The following is a 16,599-nucleotide window of genomic DNA, read 5'->3' on the forward strand; positions in this document are numbered from 1 at the left end:
AAAGGAGATACTTCATGGGAACAAAAAAATTTGAAGGCCTGGAACGTAAAGCTTATCTGCAAATCCGCAACAGTATTCAAACCGGCGATATTTTCTTTGCTTCCGGGAATTATCCGGTCAGCCGCATCATCGAGCATTTCTCCGATTCGATGTTCAGCCACGTCGGCTTTGTGTTCACCTGGAATGAACGCGTGCTGTTGCTCGAAAGCGTCGAAGACGACGGTGTGCGCATGGTGCCGCTCAGTCATTATTTGAGCGATTACGAAAATTCCGGCGAACCCTACAACGGCCGGCTCTTTCTTGGCCGGTACAATGCTGCGTTCGATGCAGCAAACATCAACCGTATGCTCGGCAAAGCTGCCGATACGTTGAACAAGAAATACGATAAAGACGAAATCTCCAAAATCATCGCCCGGATCACCATCGGACTCGGTAAGCATGGCGATAACGATGCCTATATTTGTTCCGAATTCGTCGACATCTGCTTCCGCGAAATCGGCATCGTCTTTCCTCGTGATTCCAGGGGCTTCATTTTCCCCGAACACATTGCAGCAGATGCGAATGTGCAGCCTTTGTATGAAATCGTGGCTTGAAGCACCTCATAACAATTAACCGGCATGCAAGAAAGCTGCATGGCTGGGAAAAGCAGGACAACATTAGTACATTTGCACCAAAAGATCAGGAAAGTTGTTCTATTTACAAAAAAAATGACATTTATACAATGAAGTTGGATATAATCCCGCACGCACAGAACTCGTAACTATATGATAAATAAATACAATATTTATAAAATTTTTCTGTGAATAAAAAATTGAGAATCAACAACTAAAGAACAACTCTTAAAGGACTTTAATAAAAATGCGTATTTTTTCAGCTTTAACATTGCTTGCTTTGACAAGCGCACCGGTTGCTGCGGCACCAACCGTGGTTTTCGACTTTGCCAATCTCAAGTATAGCGGTGGCGTTAACACCGGATTCCTGCCGACCGATGGCGTTGCATGCAGCGGCGGCGATCTGTGCAGTTCCAACATCGCATCGTCATTAAGCGGCGACTTAACCTTTTCAAATGGCGGTTTAACCGTTCACGCCAAAGGTTCATATGATGGCAGCGCTTATGGCTCAGGAGCGGCGGTCGTTCAAGATCACGATAATGGCTACAATGGCAAACTCTCGGGAGTAGATGCGATTGGGGCCGGTCTGGGTGTTTATCATAAGAAAAGCGATACCAGCGACGATAACATCACTTCAAAAGAAGCCATCTGGTTGCATTTTGACCAAGTGGTCGACTTGTCGTCAGTTGGTTTCCGCGCTGAAGGACATAACACCACTGGTTGGATTTCTAATGCAACTTTTAAATACAGTTTCGACAATTCAACTTGGTTCACAGGATTACTGCCTAAAAACGTAGGTCAATTTGCCTTGGATCACACCGGCCAGGATTTCTACTTTAAATTCGGCGGCGCCCATGCGGATCAGTTTTATATCAGCTCGATGACGGTATCGGCTGTTCCTGAACCGGAAACATACGCGATGCTGCTGGCAGGCTTAGGTCTGGTTGGATTCAGCTTACGCCGCAAAAAATAATCCAACTTGTGCCTTACGGCACATCGGAATCACCTCATTTCCTCGTTGCAGCGCAAAAATATGCAACGAGGAAACAAGACTATTCAAGCATCTAACCGACGGTTATTTCCCAGCGCTGTTACGATGCACCAGCAAATACAACACCGGCACCACCAATAACGACAGTAACGATTGCGACAATGTGCTGCCGATCATCACGGTCGCCAATGTGCGCTGCACTTCGGCACCGGTAGTGGTACTGAGCGCCATCGGCAAGAAACCAAGTGATTCGACCCAAGTGGTAATGAGCACCGGACGCAGCCGCAGCAAAGAACCGGTACGAATCGCTTCTTGCAGCGGCAATCCCTGTTGCCGCAGGTCACGAATGAATGACAGCAACACCAAGCCGTCAAGCACCGCGACACCAGACATGGCGATAAAACCGACGCCGGCGGAAATCGACAAAGGAATATCACGCAGCCAGAGTGCGATAATGCCGCCGGTAATTGCCAACGGCACCGCGCTAAACACCAGCAGGCTATCGCGCATGCTGCCAAGCATGGTATAGAGCAGAAAAAATACCAATCCGAGTGCCAAAGGAATCACGATTTTCAAACGATCCGCCGCCATCAGCAATTGTTCGAACTGTCCGCCCCACGACAACCAATACCCCGGTGGAATTTTTACTTGCTGTTCAATTTTCTTCTCTGCTTCCATCACGAACGAGCCAATGTCGCGGCCCCGCACGTTAGCGGTAACCACCACGCGGCGCTTGCCGTTTTCGCGGCTGACTTGATTAGGGCCTTTGGCAATGTATAAGTCAGCCACTTCGCCCAAAGCGACATAAACCGGCAATGGCGCAGCTTGAATATTTTGCCCATCAGCCAACATTGGATTCATCGGCATATTCTGCGCACCCGGCATGACAAGTGCCGGAAGTTTGATCGGCAGCCGTTTAAGCGCCTCGATATCACTGCGGATCTGTTCCGGCAGCCGCACTTGCAATTCGAAACGCCGGTCACCTTCAAAAATCAAACCGGTGGTTCTACCGCCGATGGCGATATTGATGGCATCCTGCACGTCACTGCCATTGAGGCCGTAGCGCGCCATTTTTTCCCGGTTCATTTGCACCGACAACACCGGCAAACCGGTAATTTGCTCAATGCGCACATCCGCCGCGCCGGGTACCGCTTTGACGATTTTTTCGATCTGCTCGGCTAACGTCAACATCACATCCAGGTCGTCGCCGAATACTTTTATCCCGACATCTGCACGCACCCCTGAAATTAGCTCGTTAAACCGCATTTCGATCGGTTGTGTGAATTCAAAGTTGTTTCCCGGAATCTTACGCACCGCTTGATCCAATGCAGCGATCAACTCTTCCTTGTTGCGATACTTGCCCGACCATTCGGATTGCGGCTTGATGATGATGAAGATATCGGCAACGCTTGGCGGCATCGGGTCGGTAGCAATTTCCGCTGTGCCGATCTTGGAGAATACCCGGCTGACTTCGGTAAATTGCTTGATGGTATGTTCCAGCTCGTTCTGCATGTCGATCGCAGTACTCAAACTGGTGCCGGGGATGCGCAGCGCATGTAACGCAATGTCTTCTTCATCGAGACTGGGAATGAATTCACTGCCCATGCGCGTGGTGAGTAGCAATGAAAGAATCACGATAACCACTGCGACAGTGACTGTCAGTCCCTTGTTATTCAGCGAAAAATCCAGTGCAGGCGCGTAAATGGTTTTGGCCCATTGCACCGCAGCACCTTCTTTTTCCATCATTTTGCCGGATAAAAACATCGCCACCGCCGCCGGCACGAACGTCACCGACAAAAACACCGCGCCCAGCAGCGCCAGCAATACCGTGAATGCCATCGGGTGAAACATCTTGCCTTCAACGCCGGACAACGCAAACACCGGCAGGTACACCACCATGATGATTATTTGCCCGAACAGCAACGCCCGCCGCACTTCCTTGGAAGCATCGAAGACGATCTCGAAACGCTCGTCCGGCGTCAATTGCCGTTGCAGCTTTTGCTGCTCCAGCGACAGACGGCGGATGCAATTCTCGACAATAATGACGGCGCCATCAACGATGATGCCGAAATCGAGCGCCCCCAAACTCAACAAGTTTGCGCTGACATTACTGGCGACCATGCCGCTGATGGTAAACAGCATCGACAGCGGAATAATCAATGCGGTAATCAAAGCCGCGCGCAGATTTCCGAGCGAAATGAACAGCACCACGATCACCAGCGCGGCGCCTTCCAGCAAGTTATTGGAAACCGTGCTGATGGTCTTGTCGACCAGTGTAGTTCGATCATAAACGGCCGTCGCCGAAACGCCGGCTGGCAAGCTGCGATTGATCTCGATCAGTTTCTCGGCGGCCGCTTGCGATACGACGCGGCTGTTTTCACCCATCAGCATGAATGCCGTACCCAGCACCACTTCGTGGCCGTTCTGGGTAGCGGCGCCGGTGCGCAATTCCTTGCCGATCAATACGTCGGCGACGTTTTTCACGCGAATCGGCACGCCTTGATTGCTACCGAGTATGATTTCGCCGATCTCGATCAGATTCGCCACCTGCCCCGGCACTCTGACCAGATACTGTTCACCGCTTTTTTCGATATAACCAGCTCCGACGTTGAGATTATTGCGCTCCAGCGCCAGTATCAAATCTTGCAGCGTCAAGCCGACCGCGAGCAATTTTTCCGGGTATGGCGCTACGTGATATTGTTTAACATACCCGCCGACTGAATTGACTTCGGTCACGCCCTTCACCATACGCATGCGCGGCTTAATGACCCAGTCCTGCAATTCGCGCAAATCCATCGATGTATAAGGCGTACCGTCGGGCTTACGCGCACCGGGCTCGGCATCGACGGTCCACATGAAAATTTCACCCAAACCGGTGGAAATCGGTCCCATTGTCGGTACGATTCCGACCGGCAGACGGCTTCTGACTTCCTGTATGCGCTGGCTGACAAGTTGCCGCACCAAGTAAATATCAGTGCCGTCTTTAAAAATTACCGTCACTTGCGACAAGCCATAACGCGACAAAGAGCGGGTATATTCGAGATTGGGCAAGCCGGACATCGCCATTTCGATCGGGAAGGTGATGCGCTGCTCCGCTTCAAGCGGGGTATAGCCCGGTGCGTTGGTATTGATTTGCACTTGCACGTTAGTGATATCGGGCACGGCATCGATCGGCAACTTCAGATAGTTGTATATACCGAACCCGGCCATTACCGCAACCGCTACCAGTATTAATCCGCGCTGATAGATGGATAGCTTCAGCAAGCGCTCAAACATGGCAGCTCCTCCTTGTGCAATCTATTGATCGCTTAGGGAAGCGCTGATTAATTGACTGCACGAGCGAATTGTTTCGTTGCGCGGTACTCACTCCCTCGCCTATCAGATTGATATGTCTCGGTTGTTGCGTTCCGTGCGCCTCGCCCTTCATCACGTTCGTTGAATTAATCAGCGCTTCCTTAGCAGACCGTTGAGAAACTATCTGCGTTGCCGCTACGGTGTTAAAAACAAGCTCAAAATACTCATTTATACCGCATAAACTGCGCTTTCTCGCCTGTTTTTGCCTTGTATCGGCTGCCTCGAAAACGTTTTTCAACGGCTTGTTAGTGATCATGGCTGGCTCCCGCTTTGTCCATGTCGGCTTTGATCGCGAAACTGTTGCCGGATGCATAATGCTCCCCTGCTGCAATTCCCTTCAACACTTCCACCATGCGCCCGTCGCTGCGCCCCAATTCCAGCGGGCGCGCTTCAAAATAATTGCCGTAACGGCCAAATACCACAGTCCAGTCGCGATACGTTTGCACTGCCTGCGCTGCCACGGCAACCGGCACTTCGATTTCGTCGGATATCAATTCGACATTGACAAACATACCCGGATGCCAGCGACCGTCCGGATTATCTAAAATCACCCGGGCAGTGGCGGTTCGCGTTTGACCGCCGATCAATGTAGTAATGTAGGTAACAACACCATCACCTTCAACATCGTAAGCCGTCGCTTTCACGTGCGCCTTCTGCCCGGTTCTGACAATACTCAGATCCTTCGGATAGACCGTCACGGCAGTCCAGACAGTGGACATATCCGCCACAGTAAAGATAGGCGCGTCGTCCTTATAGACCGCACCCAACGCGACTGTTTTTGACAAAATCAATCCGGAAATCGGCGCACGCACCTCATAGCGTGTCAGATCCTTAGCATGCAAGCTCGGCTCAGGCCGCACCCCCAAAGCACGCAGCTTTTCCGCAGCCAGATCGGATGCAATCCGGGCTTCGCTGAATACCAGCTCTGCCGCCAAATAATCCTGCTTGGCGGAAATTTTTTCTTGCCACAACTGTTTTTCGCGTTCGTACACGGTTTTAGCCAGCGCTAAGCGGCGTTGCGCCGCCAGGTACTGGCTTTGCAAATCCGCCAGCATCTGGCTTTCGATCACCGCCAACACATCACCCTTTTTCACCGATTGTCCGGCTTCGAAATTCACTGCGGCCACGACGCCCGGCAACCTCGGCACGACTTGCACGACGCTATTCGGGTTGACCACGATTTCGCCCGGCAATTTCAACGTCGAATGAATCACCGCAGGACCTGCCGTCAGTATTTCCACACCGATTGTACGAAGTGTGTCATCGGTCATTTCCAGTCGTGCTTCGACTTGACTGTGGCCCCAGCGAAACGTTTGGCCATCTCTTTCGGCGGTAATCGCCAGATCAAACGAGTGCGGTTCTTCCACGACTTGATCGCCGAGCAGGTAATCCGCTTCGGGAGAAAACTTGAAAAACTGAACGGGCGCGCCAAGCCGTGTCATGCTGATGGCTACGTTGGCAGCAGCCGGCGGCAGCGGCTTCCCTTTGTCATACAAATAGACCCGGAATTGCGGTGGCACCCCTTTTTCGAAAATCGTTAATTCAATAGCAAAACCGTTTTCAGCAAACAATTTACCGCCTCTCGGCCCGGTTTCTTGAACAGTTCCGGCTGATTCTCTATGGCTATCAATATTTCCCTCTGTCACTGCCGACGGTTTCTCCAACGTCAGAATCAATATTGCCAATACCAAACCAACCACGATTACGATCAACATTGGCATCCATCGTGCTTTATTCATCATGTCGCCCATTTTCATCACGGTAACTCCAGTAATTGTTGCTTGACTTTGCCTCCCGGCTTAACACTTTCGATCGGAGCCGCTATCAATCGCTCGATATCATTGACCAAGCGTTGATAATTCGCCAAGGCACGCACATAAAGCACTTGATTCTGAAACAGCACCCGTTGCGCATCGAGTAACTCCAGTAAGCCAAATTTGCCAAGTTCATAACCTCTGCGCATGACATCAAAAGCACTTTTGGCACCTGGCAAAATCTCATCTCGCAGGATATTGATTTCATTCCACGCGGCCGACATCGCTTCATACGACAGCGCCAGCTCTGTTCTCAAGCGCAACTCCATCGCTTGCTGCTCATCCTCGGCTTTGCTGACCCGATGATAAGCATCTTTCAAATTACCTTGGTTTCGATCAAATAACGGCAATGGAATCATCACGCTTGCCACAGCGGTTGTGCCTCCCAATTGGGCGTGATGCACTGCACCGGCATTCAAGGTTAGATTAGGGATACGGCGTGTTTCTTCGACCTTGAGCAAGGCTTTGCGGTGTTCGATATTCTTCAATGCGCGCAGCGCCAATGGATTGTCCAAGACACGCTGTTGTAGTAACTCAAAATCTGGCGGCGGGATTGCAATTTCCAGGACACCCAGTGCTTTATCAAATTGAGGCGTGACGCTATCCCACATCAACGCTAAACGCTTGCGGGCCGAAGTCAAATCCCGGTAAGCTTGCTCGTATTCAATGTTGGTCGCCGACAAACCAACCTTGGCGCGGGTTTCTTCGATCGGCGGCACTTTGCCTGCTTGCACTCTGCGAACCACCGCATCAAAGACTGTTTGTGCCAACTGCCGGGTTTCCTCAGCCAATCGGAGCCTCTCCTGACCAGCCAGCACATCGGTAAACAAATTGGCAACCCGAGCCATGATTTCGATGCGCCTCGATTCGTAATCCTTCGCAGCCAACTCCTCTCCCAGCAGTGCAGCATTGACCCGGGCGGCACGCTTACCGCCGAGCTCAATTAACTGGCCGATCCGAATGGTCGTGAGCTGTTGAACGACCTCCTGCGCAACTGAATCAGGCGAATTGATATCACCGCTCAGCTTCTGTATGTTTCCAGGGTTTTCTACATTTGCTGTGAGTTCCGGGTTTCGCAATAACCCAGCTTGCAATGTCGCTCCTTCGAGCGCCTTCATTTCTTTGACAAATGCCGCCAATTCGGGATTAAGCGTTAAAGCCAAATTGATCGCATCGCGTAAAGTCAAATCACCGTTATCACGCACCGGCATGGTCGATAGCCGTTCCTTCGAAGGTTCTGTTACGGTGCCGAAAGTGTCAGCACCCGCTTCAATGCGAAACGGAACAATCATGATCAGGATGAAACATAGCTGCAAGACTCGCAGCCCGGATGCAACCCATCGTGTGAAATTCAGATCGCTTAATTTCATGAAATTCTCCCACAGAGCTATAACATGTATGAACCGTGCTCTTGTTCAGAGCCATACTGGACTGTTCCTTAGCTGACTATACGTTAGCAATCAGCGCATAAACAGCCATAACGTCGTTAGCTTGCAGAGAAATTGCGGGGTGGCCGGAGCGGCAAATCCGGGATTGCTTCAGGTACCGCTTCAGAAATAAAGACGGTCATCACTTCCGTCATATTCTGACTAGGAACCGAAGGGAAGGAATTAAAGAAAAATGGTTGGTATTGTCCTGCGGAATGTAAGCACAGATGCGTTGCCGCATCCAGTTCAACGCCATCCCAGGAAACGTTGTTGCGATGCATTTCCAGATGGGTTGCGGGATCCGCGGTAAGTGCATGGCGAATATGATCCAGTTCATGTGCGAAAACCTCGCCCCGGAATGATAAACTCAGCCCGTTCGTCAATATGCTGACAACTAGCATAGCGATTAGCGGATAAGCTCTGTATTTCCTCATGAATGTCTCAATTAAAGATCAGTGAAAGTTTCACTTCGATATAATCATTTCATATTATGCCAAGCTTTGCAATTATGGATCAGCATAATAAAACGCTTTTATTGACACATATCAAATAATTCGCACCCCTTCCGCCGACAGCATTGTCACCAGAGCGATCAACGGCAATCCGATCAATCCGGTAGGATCGTCGCCTGTCATTTTTTCGATCAACGCAATCCCCAATCCTTCTGATTTCGCACTGCCGGCGCACTGATAAGGTTGTTCCATGCGCAAATAGTGATCGATTTGCTGATCATCCAAGGACCGATACTTCACATAATAGGGTGAGAGATGGGTCTGCAGCCGGTTGGTTTCGCTGTTCAACAGACAAAGTGCCGTATAAAAAACCACTTCCCGGCCTTGAATCAAGCGCAACTGCTGGGTTGCATTGCTGTGATTTAATGGTTTTCCCAAATGCCTATCATCCAAGGCAGCCACTTGATCGGAACCGATAACCAACGCGTGCGGATAAATACCGGCAACTGCGCGCGCTTTCGCTTCGGCCAAGCGGCAAGCAGTTAGTTGGGGTAATTCTTGATCCAGCGGAGCTTCATCAATCTGTGGACTGCAGGTATCGAAAGGAATCTGTAAACGTTGTAGCAATTCTTTCCGGTAAATTGAACCAGAGCCCAGTATTATTTTTGGGGTAATCTGTTGTGTTTTCAAAATTTCCTTCTGTATTTTTTGACACTTACGATTAAAAACTATAACATGCGCGCCTTATGTCTGTACGGTTTGTTATTGATCCCCTCGAATTTGTAAAAAATGCGGGTAATCGCCATGATAAAATCCCGTTGGATGAACTTGCACGGTTGCATGACTTGTTGTTTGACCGGGAAGGAGAAATAATTTACCACATCACCGGACGGCTCGATCAAAACGAAAAACCGGGCTTGCATTTGCGGATTAATGGAAAAATTCATCTTAATTGCCAGCGCTGTCTTGACAAATTAGTTCATACCGTTGATCTTGAAACTTTCCTGTTACTTGCAAAAGATGAATTTGAATTGGATCAAGCAGACGAGGATGACAGTATGGATGCGATATTAGCGACATCTGAACTTGATATTCTCAGTTTAATCGAAGAAGAAGTCATATTAAGTCTTTCCATTTCATCACGTCACGCCGAAGGTGAATGCAGTACGCTAAAATTGAAACCAACTGACAATAATCCGGGCGATAATCCACAATCGGCACATCCTTTTGCGGCACTGGCAGCATTAAAAAAAGCAAACTAAGTTTAAGGAGTAATTCACATGGCTGTTCAACAAAATAAGAAATCCCCCTCAAAACGCGGCATGCATCGCGCTCATGATTTTCTGACCAACCCGCCATTGGCCGTAGAACCCAGCACTGGAGAAGTTCATTTACGTCACCATATTAGTCCCAACGGATATTATCGTGGCAAAAAAGTGGTCAAAACCAAAAACGATTAAACTATTTTCTATTGCTACAAACCATATTGAAATATAGCTTTTCCGAGTCTCAAGAGCACCGAAATTGGATATCACTGTAGCAATAGATTGTATGGGCGGTGACCATGGTCCCCATGTTACCGTTCCATCTGCGTTGGATTATTTGCAGCAAGATCCCGAAGCCAACATCATCCTGGTTGGAATTCCCGACGCCATTGAAGCCGAATTACACGCTGCTAAAGCTGATTTTGGCCCGAGAATCCGACTGCACCCTGCCAGTGAAGTCGTCAGCATGGACGAATCCCCTTCAGCGGCATTACGCGGCAAAAAAGATTCATCGATGCGCGTAGCTATTAATCTTGTCAAAACAGGAGAAGCGCAGGCTTGTATTAGCGCTGGAAATACCGGTGCGCTATTGGCAACGTCCCGGTTTGTCTTGAAGACAATCCCTGGTGTTGATCGACCTGCACTTGCAGTGGTACTACCCACTAGCACAGGTCACACCTACGTTCTGGATCTGGGAGCCAATATCGATTGCACCGCCGAGCATTTGTTTCAATTCGGTATTATGGGCGCTTCGCTAGTATCCTCAGTGGAGAATAAAGCATTTCCCAGTGTCGGGTTGCTTAATGTCGGCGAAGAAGAAATCAAAGGTAATGAAGTCGTAAAACAGGCGGCCGAGCTATTGCGCCGTAGCGGACTCAATTTTTATGGTAATGTTGAGGGCACGGATATTTATAAAGGAACAACGGATGTTGTAGTATGTGATGGGTTTGTTGGAAACATCACATTAAAAACATCGGAAGGTCTGGCTCAAATGCTGGGAACTTATTTACGGCAAGAATTCAAACGCAATCTTTTAACCAAACTGGCCGGGGTGATTGCAATGCCGGTGATTAAATCCTTCAAGCGCCGAGTGGATCATCGCCGTTATAACGGTGCCAGTTTTTTGGGTTTGCGAGGTATCGTCATCAAAAGCCATGGATCGGCAGATAAATATGCCTTCAGTTTCGCAATCAAACGCGCCGCCGATGAAGTGCGAGGCGGTATGCTGCGGAGAATCAGTGAGCGGGTCGCAGAGTTCTCGCGTCAGGCTCAATCCACTTCTAATTAAATTGACCCGATAAATGTATTCAAGAATCACAGGCACAGGTAGTTATTTACCGGAAAAAATTCTCACCAACGCCGATCTGGAACGTATGGTCGATACCAGTGATGAATGGATACGCACCCGCACCGGTATCACCCAGCGGCATATAGCACGTGATGATCAGGTTGCCAGCGACTTGGCGTTGTATGCCAGCCAGAATGCCATGCAGGCTGCCGGTGTCAGCAGTGAAGATATCGACTTGATCATCGTCGCCACGACAACGCCGGACATGATATTTCCTAGCACTGCATGCATCTTGCAAAATAAGCTGGGTATTGAAAATTGCCCGGCATTCGATGTGCAGGCGGTTTGCAGCGGCTTTGTATATGCACTGGCTACGGCTGACATGTTTGTCAGTTCCGGAAAATGCCGCAATGCCTTAGTGGTAGGCAGTGAAATTTATTCCAAAATACTCGACTGGAATGATCGCAATACGTGCGTTTTATTCGGTGACGGCGCTGGCGCAGTGGTTCTATCACAAAGCGATCAGCCTGGTATCTTATCAAGCCATCTCCACGCCAGCGGCAGTCATAGCAATATTTTGTCGGCACCTGGGTGTATCAGCGGCGGAAGAGTGCAAGGCAATCCCTATATCAATATGGAAGGGAATGCAGTTTTTAAATTTGCCGTCAAAGTCCTGGAAGAAGTCGTACAAGAAGCGGTCGAGAAAAATAATCTGCAATCGACCGACATCGATTGGCTGATTCCGCATCAAGCGAATATCAGAATAATACAGTCGACCGCCAAAAAACTGGGATTACCGATGGACAAAGTCGTCGTATCGGTCGACAAACATGGTAATACATCCGCAGCTTCGATTCCGCTTGCATTAGATATCGCGGTTCGAGACGGCCGTATACAGCGAGACCAATTGCTATTACTTGAAGGAGTCGGCGGCGGTTTTACATGGGGTGCAGTGCTACTGCGTTGGTGATTTATGACATTTGCATTTGTATTTCCTGGGCAAGGTTCGCAATCGGTTGGCATGATGAACGGTTACACCGACTTACCCGTCATACAGGAAACTTTTTCAGAAGCTTCCGATATTCTCAAGCAAGATTTATGGTCCCTGGTTAATAATGGCTCCGTCGACGATCTGAATCTTACCGTCAATACGCAACCGGTCATGTTGACTGCTGGTGTTGCAGTCTATCGCGCATGGACGAGCCTTGGCGGAAAAAAACCGGCAATCATCGCCGGCCATAGCCTGGGTGAATACACGGCTTTAGTCGCAGCAGAAGCTTTAACTTTTGCCGATGCGTTGGCATTGGTCCGCTACCGAGCGCAGGCAATGCAACAGGCGGTACCGGAAGGTAAAGGCGGTATGGCTGCAATCTTGGGATTGGATGATACAAGCATCGAAACCATTTGCCGTGAAATTACCGCCCAAAGTAATGGTGAATCGCTGGAACCGGCTAATTTCAACGCTCCGGGCCAAGTCGTTATTGCCGGACACAAAAGCGCCATTCAACAGGGTATCGATCTGGCCAAGGCGAAGGGCGCCAAAAGAGCAATCATGTTGCCAATGAGCATCCCTTCGCATTGCTCGCTGATGAAACCAGCTGCCGAGCAAATGAAACAACAACTGGATAAAGTGACGCTGCATGCGCCACTCTTGCCAATTCTGCACAATGCCGATGTAAAATCTCACACCAATCCGGCAACCATCAAAGATATATTGGTGCAACAACTCGTGAGTCCGGTGCGCTGGGTCGACACGATCCAGGCTATCGCCGCTAAAGGTGTCACGCATGTAGTTGAATGCGGACCAGGGAAAGTGCTGGCTGGGTTAAATAAACGTATCGATCAAAATTTGCAGCAGCTCTCGCTGGGGGATAGTGAAGCCATCACGCAAGCTGTCAATCAATTAAAGGTTAATTAACCAAATGAATATTAATAATAAATTGTCATGGCTCTGGTAATTATGGGGAAATGATATGGAAAACAGAATAACATTAGTTACCGGTGCCAGCCGTGGGATTGGACAAGCGGTAGCGCTTAAGCTCGGTCAGCACGGCGCAGTGGTAATTGGCACAGCCACTAGTGAAAATGGCGCCAACACAATTAGCCAGTACTTGGAAAAAGCCGGCATCAAAGGACATGGCGTGGTTCTGAATGTCAATGATGCTGCGCAAATCGAAAGCACCATCGCGGATATTCGTGAAAAATTCGGTGATGTCGAAATATTAATCAATAATGCTGGAATTACCCGCGATAATTTGCTCGTTCGTATGAAAGACGAGGAATGGGATGACATTATGGAAACCGATTTGAAATCGGTATTCCGCCTAAGTCGCGCGGTGCTTCGCGCAATGATGAAAGCTCGTTACGGCCGTATCATCAATATTTCATCGGTTGTCGGTGCTATGGGGAACCTGGGGCAAACGAATTATGCCGCGGCCAAAGCTGGCATTTTTGGATTCAGTAAATCGCTGGCGCGAGAAGTTGGCAGCCGCAATATCACGGTTAACTGTGTTGCTCCTGGCTTTATCGATACCGATATGACCCGCTCGCTGGCTGATGCCTTTCAACAAAACCTGATCCAGCATGTCCCGCTGGGAAGATTAGGACGTCCTGAAGAAGTCGCTTCGGCCGTGGCTTTTCTAGCTTCTTCAGCAGCCGGCTACATTACAGGTGCAACGCTTCACGTAAACGGCGGAATGTATATGGATTAACTTCCAGATCGAGATCTGCGAAGGAGGATTATTAGCTAAGTTGCAGTGTTGTTGAGATTGAAAATTTGTTAAAATAATCGAGTTTATCTTACCTGATAAGGAAATACCTAGATGGAAAATATTGAACAGCGTATTAAAAAAATTGTTGCTGAACAACTGGGCGTTAACGAGGCTGAAGTTAAAAATGAATCGTCCTTTGTTAATGATCTTGGAGCCGATTCACTCGATACGGTTGAACTGGTAATGGCGTTGGAAGAAGAATTCGAATGTGAAATTCCGGATGAGCAAGCTGAGAAAATCAATACCGTCCAGGAAGCGATAGATTACGTCACAGCACACACCACGAATTAGTTTAAGTTTCTTCATAAGATAAGCACATTCACGCGGAGTCATTTTGTCCAAACGCAAGGTAGTAGTAACCGGACTGGGTATCGTCTCGCCTGTAGGAAGCACAATTTCCAGCGCATGGGATAACATTATTTCAGGAAAATCCGGAATCACCCGGATTACTCGTTTCGATGCATCCGCTTTTGCTTCACAGATTGCTGGTGAAGTAAAAGATTTTGATATTCACCAATACCTCTCGCCCAAAGAGGCTCGCCGGATGGATATTTTCATTCATTACGGCATGGCAGCGGCTATCCAAGCCGTAAAAAATGCTGGCATTGACGATATTTCTCATCTCGATCCGGAAAGAATTGGCGTGAATATCGGTTCAGGTATCGGGGGACTGCCGATGATTGAGAATACCGACACCGCTTATCATGCCGGGGGACCGCGTAAAATTTCACCTTTCTTTATCCCCAGTACGATTATCAACATGATCGCAGGTAATTTATCCATCATGTATGGATATAAAGGACCTAATTTTGCGATTGTAACCGCTTGCACAACGGCGACGCACAGCATTGGCAATTCCGCGCGCATGATTGAATACGGCGATGCCGATGTGATGGTTTGTGGCGGCGCGGAATCTTGTGTTACGCCATTGGCCATCGGCGGCTTCGCGGCCGCTAAAGCTTTATCAAGCCAAAATGACCATCCGGAATCCGCAAGCCGTCCTTGGGATATTGATCGCGATGGTTTTGTGTTAGGTGAAGGCGCAGGCGTTTTGGTACTGGAAGAAATGGAACATGCCAAAAAACGCGGAGCGAAAATTTATGCCGAACTTGCCGGTTTTGGAATGAGCGCCGACGCTTTTCATATGACCGCACCCTGCGACGACGGAGAAGGTGCCGCGCGCTGCATGTCCAATGCACTCAAAAATGCAGGTATTGATACGACTGCAGTTGATTACATCAATGCACACGGCACTTCGACCCCATTGGGAGATATTGCGGAAACAATCGCGGTTAAGCGCTGCTTTGGCGATCATGCGCGGAAATTGGCTGTTAACTCCACAAAATCCATGACAGGTCACTTACTGGGTGCTGCCGGAGGCGTAGAAGCGATTTTCTCGGTTCTGGCCATCCATCATAAAATTGCACCGCCCACGATCAATCTGATCAATCACGACCCGCAATGTGATCTGGACTATATTCCCAATGCTGCCCGGGATATGGATATCAAAGTTGCTTTATCTAACTCCTTCGGATTTGGTGGAACCAACGGCACGCTTGTTTTCCGAAGTGTGTAATCTTAACCATCCGATGCATGCGCACGCTAAGACGCCTCCTCTATATTAGTGTGCTTATGGCCATGCTGCTTGTGGCATGGTTTTATCTTCATGTTCATTCGAGTATCACGCTTCCAACCCTACCCTATGAGTTTTCCGTCCGCGCAGGCAGCAATCTAAAACAAGTTGCACAGCAGTTGGAAGACGATGGGGTTATTCTTAATAAGTGGACTTTCATTCTACTTGCTCGTTACTTGGATCAAGAATCAGCAATCAAAGCAGGCGATTATCTGCTCAATGAAACAGTTACTCAGCTGGCGCTTTTAAACTACTTAACTTCAGGTGACGCCAAGCGCAATGCAGTGAAATTCATTGAAGGCTGGACATTCGCGCAATTACGGCAAGTGCTAAATGAACACCCGCTTATAAAAAAGCTCACGGCTGATTTAGATGAATCAGAGATCTTACGCATGATCGGTGCAACCGAAACCGCCGCGGAAGGGATTTTTTTCCCCGATACCTACTATTTTTTGAAGGACAGCAGCGATATCGAGATATTGCAACGCGCCTATCGCACCATGCAAAAGCATTTACAATCAGAATGGGCATCTCGCGCTCAGACATTACCATTAACGACACCTTATGAAGCGCTGATTCTGGCGTCGATCGTCGAAAAAGAAACCGGTGTGGAAACCGACCGCGCCGAAATCGCTGGCGTGTTCATAAACCGGCTGCGGCAAGGAATGCGATTGCAAACGGACCCTACGGTCATCTACGGCTTGGGTGAGCAGTTTGATGGAAATCTTCGCAAAAAAGACCTTCTCACCGACCAAGCCTACAACACGTATACGCGTCATGGCTTACCGCCCACCCCTATCGCCATGCCAGGTCTTGCCTCGATTCGTGCTGCGCTGAATCCGGCAGAAACCGACTCTCTTTATTTTGTTGCAAAAGGCAATGGTGAATCGCATTTTTCCACAAACTTGGCAGATCATAATAAAGCGGTCAATAAATACCAGAAACAACCCAAATAAATGTATGCCAACTATCCCTAAACCCGCCTGTGGAGCT

The 16,599-nt window shown here is 49.0% G+C and carries 17 protein-coding genes; 11 read left to right on the top strand and 6 right to left on the bottom strand.

What is annotated here, in order from left to right; translation table 11 throughout:
* The first annotated feature begins 14 nt into the window (after positions 1 to 14).
* Complete coding sequence (locus ACV7NC_RS06210) at positions 15 to 593, top strand: YiiX/YebB-like N1pC/P60 family cysteine hydrolase (RefSeq protein ID WP_458154644.1); 579 nt, start codon at positions 15 to 17, stop codon at positions 591 to 593.
* 265 nt (positions 594 to 858) lie between these two features.
* Complete coding sequence (locus ACV7NC_RS06215) at positions 859 to 1,584, top strand: PEP-CTERM sorting domain-containing protein (protein WP_458154645.1); 726 nt, start codon at positions 859 to 861, stop codon at positions 1,582 to 1,584.
* A gap of 102 nt (positions 1,585 to 1,686) precedes the next feature.
* Here ACV7NC_RS06215 and ACV7NC_RS06220 read toward each other — a convergent pair whose 3' ends face one another.
* From ACV7NC_RS06220 to ACV7NC_RS06245, 6 genes are all read right to left on the bottom strand, one after another.
* Positions 1,687 to 4,878: an efflux RND transporter permease subunit gene (locus tag ACV7NC_RS06220; protein ID WP_458154646.1), complete on the bottom strand. Its 3,192-nt coding sequence runs from the start codon at positions 4,876 to 4,878 to the stop codon at positions 1,687 to 1,689.
* Positions 4,871 to 5,212 carry a hypothetical protein gene (locus tag ACV7NC_RS06225; RefSeq protein ID WP_458154647.1) on the bottom strand — a complete coding sequence of 114 codons (342 nt, stop codon included), beginning with the start codon at positions 5,210 to 5,212 and terminating at the stop codon, positions 4,871 to 4,873. The genes ACV7NC_RS06220 and ACV7NC_RS06225 overlap by 8 nt, the downstream gene beginning before the upstream one ends.
* Complete coding sequence (locus tag ACV7NC_RS06230) at positions 5,202 to 6,707, bottom strand: efflux RND transporter periplasmic adaptor subunit (protein WP_458154848.1); 1,506 nt, start codon at positions 6,705 to 6,707, stop codon at positions 5,202 to 5,204. Before ACV7NC_RS06230 ends, ACV7NC_RS06225 begins: the two co-directional genes overlap by 11 nt.
* A gap of 5 nt (positions 6,708 to 6,712) precedes the next feature.
* Complete coding sequence (locus tag ACV7NC_RS06235; RefSeq protein WP_458154648.1) at positions 6,713 to 8,140, bottom strand: TolC family protein; 1,428 nt, start codon at positions 8,138 to 8,140, stop codon at positions 6,713 to 6,715.
* Positions 8,141 to 8,256: 116 nt separating this feature from the next.
* Positions 8,257 to 8,598 (bottom strand): hypothetical protein, encoded by a 342-nt coding sequence (locus tag ACV7NC_RS06240; protein ID WP_458154649.1) that lies wholly within the window; start codon positions 8,596 to 8,598, stop codon positions 8,257 to 8,259.
* A 144-nt stretch (positions 8,599 to 8,742) separates the two neighbouring features.
* A complete protein-coding gene (locus ACV7NC_RS06245; RefSeq protein WP_458154650.1) occupies positions 8,743 to 9,339 on the bottom strand; it encodes a Maf family protein in 597 nt (198 codons plus the stop codon).
* A gap of 56 nt (positions 9,340 to 9,395) precedes the next feature.
* On the opposite strand from ACV7NC_RS06245, the gene ACV7NC_RS06250 reads away from it, so the two are divergent.
* The 9 genes from ACV7NC_RS06250 (at position 9,396) to mltG (ending at position 16,562) form a co-directional block, all read left to right on the top strand.
* Entirely contained in the window at positions 9,396 to 9,911 is a 516-nt protein-coding gene (locus ACV7NC_RS06250) for a YceD family protein (RefSeq protein ID WP_458154651.1), read from the top strand.
* A gap of 18 nt (positions 9,912 to 9,929) precedes the next feature.
* The gene (gene rpmF / locus ACV7NC_RS06255; RefSeq protein WP_458154652.1) at positions 9,930 to 10,109 is read left to right on the top strand and encodes a 50S ribosomal protein L32; all 180 of its coding nucleotides are present in this window, start codon (positions 9,930 to 9,932) and stop codon (positions 10,107 to 10,109) included.
* 64 nt (positions 10,110 to 10,173) lie between these two features.
* Positions 10,174 to 11,202, top strand: coding sequence for a phosphate acyltransferase PlsX (plsX, locus tag ACV7NC_RS06260; RefSeq protein ID WP_458154653.1), 1,029 nt, complete (start codon positions 10,174 to 10,176; stop codon positions 11,200 to 11,202).
* 13 nt (positions 11,203 to 11,215) lie between these two features.
* Positions 11,216 to 12,172, top strand: coding sequence for a beta-ketoacyl-ACP synthase III (locus tag ACV7NC_RS06265; RefSeq protein WP_458154655.1), 957 nt, complete (start codon positions 11,216 to 11,218; stop codon positions 12,170 to 12,172).
* Between the two features lie 3 nt (positions 12,173 to 12,175).
* Positions 12,176 to 13,120: an ACP S-malonyltransferase gene (gene fabD, locus ACV7NC_RS06270; protein ID WP_458154656.1), complete on the top strand. Its 945-nt coding sequence runs from the start codon at positions 12,176 to 12,178 to the stop codon at positions 13,118 to 13,120.
* 55 nt (positions 13,121 to 13,175) lie between these two features.
* The gene (gene fabG, locus ACV7NC_RS06275) at positions 13,176 to 13,913 is read left to right on the top strand and encodes a 3-oxoacyl-ACP reductase FabG (RefSeq protein ID WP_458154658.1); all 738 of its coding nucleotides are present in this window, start codon (positions 13,176 to 13,178) and stop codon (positions 13,911 to 13,913) included.
* 111 nt (positions 13,914 to 14,024) lie between these two features.
* Positions 14,025 to 14,264, top strand: coding sequence for an acyl carrier protein (gene acpP, locus ACV7NC_RS06280; protein ID WP_292917131.1), 240 nt, complete (start codon positions 14,025 to 14,027; stop codon positions 14,262 to 14,264).
* 43 nt (positions 14,265 to 14,307) lie between these two features.
* A complete protein-coding gene (gene fabF, locus ACV7NC_RS06285) occupies positions 14,308 to 15,549 on the top strand; it encodes a beta-ketoacyl-ACP synthase II (RefSeq protein ID WP_458154659.1) in 1,242 nt (413 codons plus the stop codon).
* A gap of 17 nt (positions 15,550 to 15,566) precedes the next feature.
* A complete protein-coding gene (gene mltG / locus ACV7NC_RS06290; RefSeq protein ID WP_458154660.1) occupies positions 15,567 to 16,562 on the top strand; it encodes an endolytic transglycosylase MltG in 996 nt (331 codons plus the stop codon).
* Positions 16,563 to 16,599 lie beyond the last annotated feature (37 nt).

Source organism: Nitrosomonas limosa (assembly GCF_054188085.1).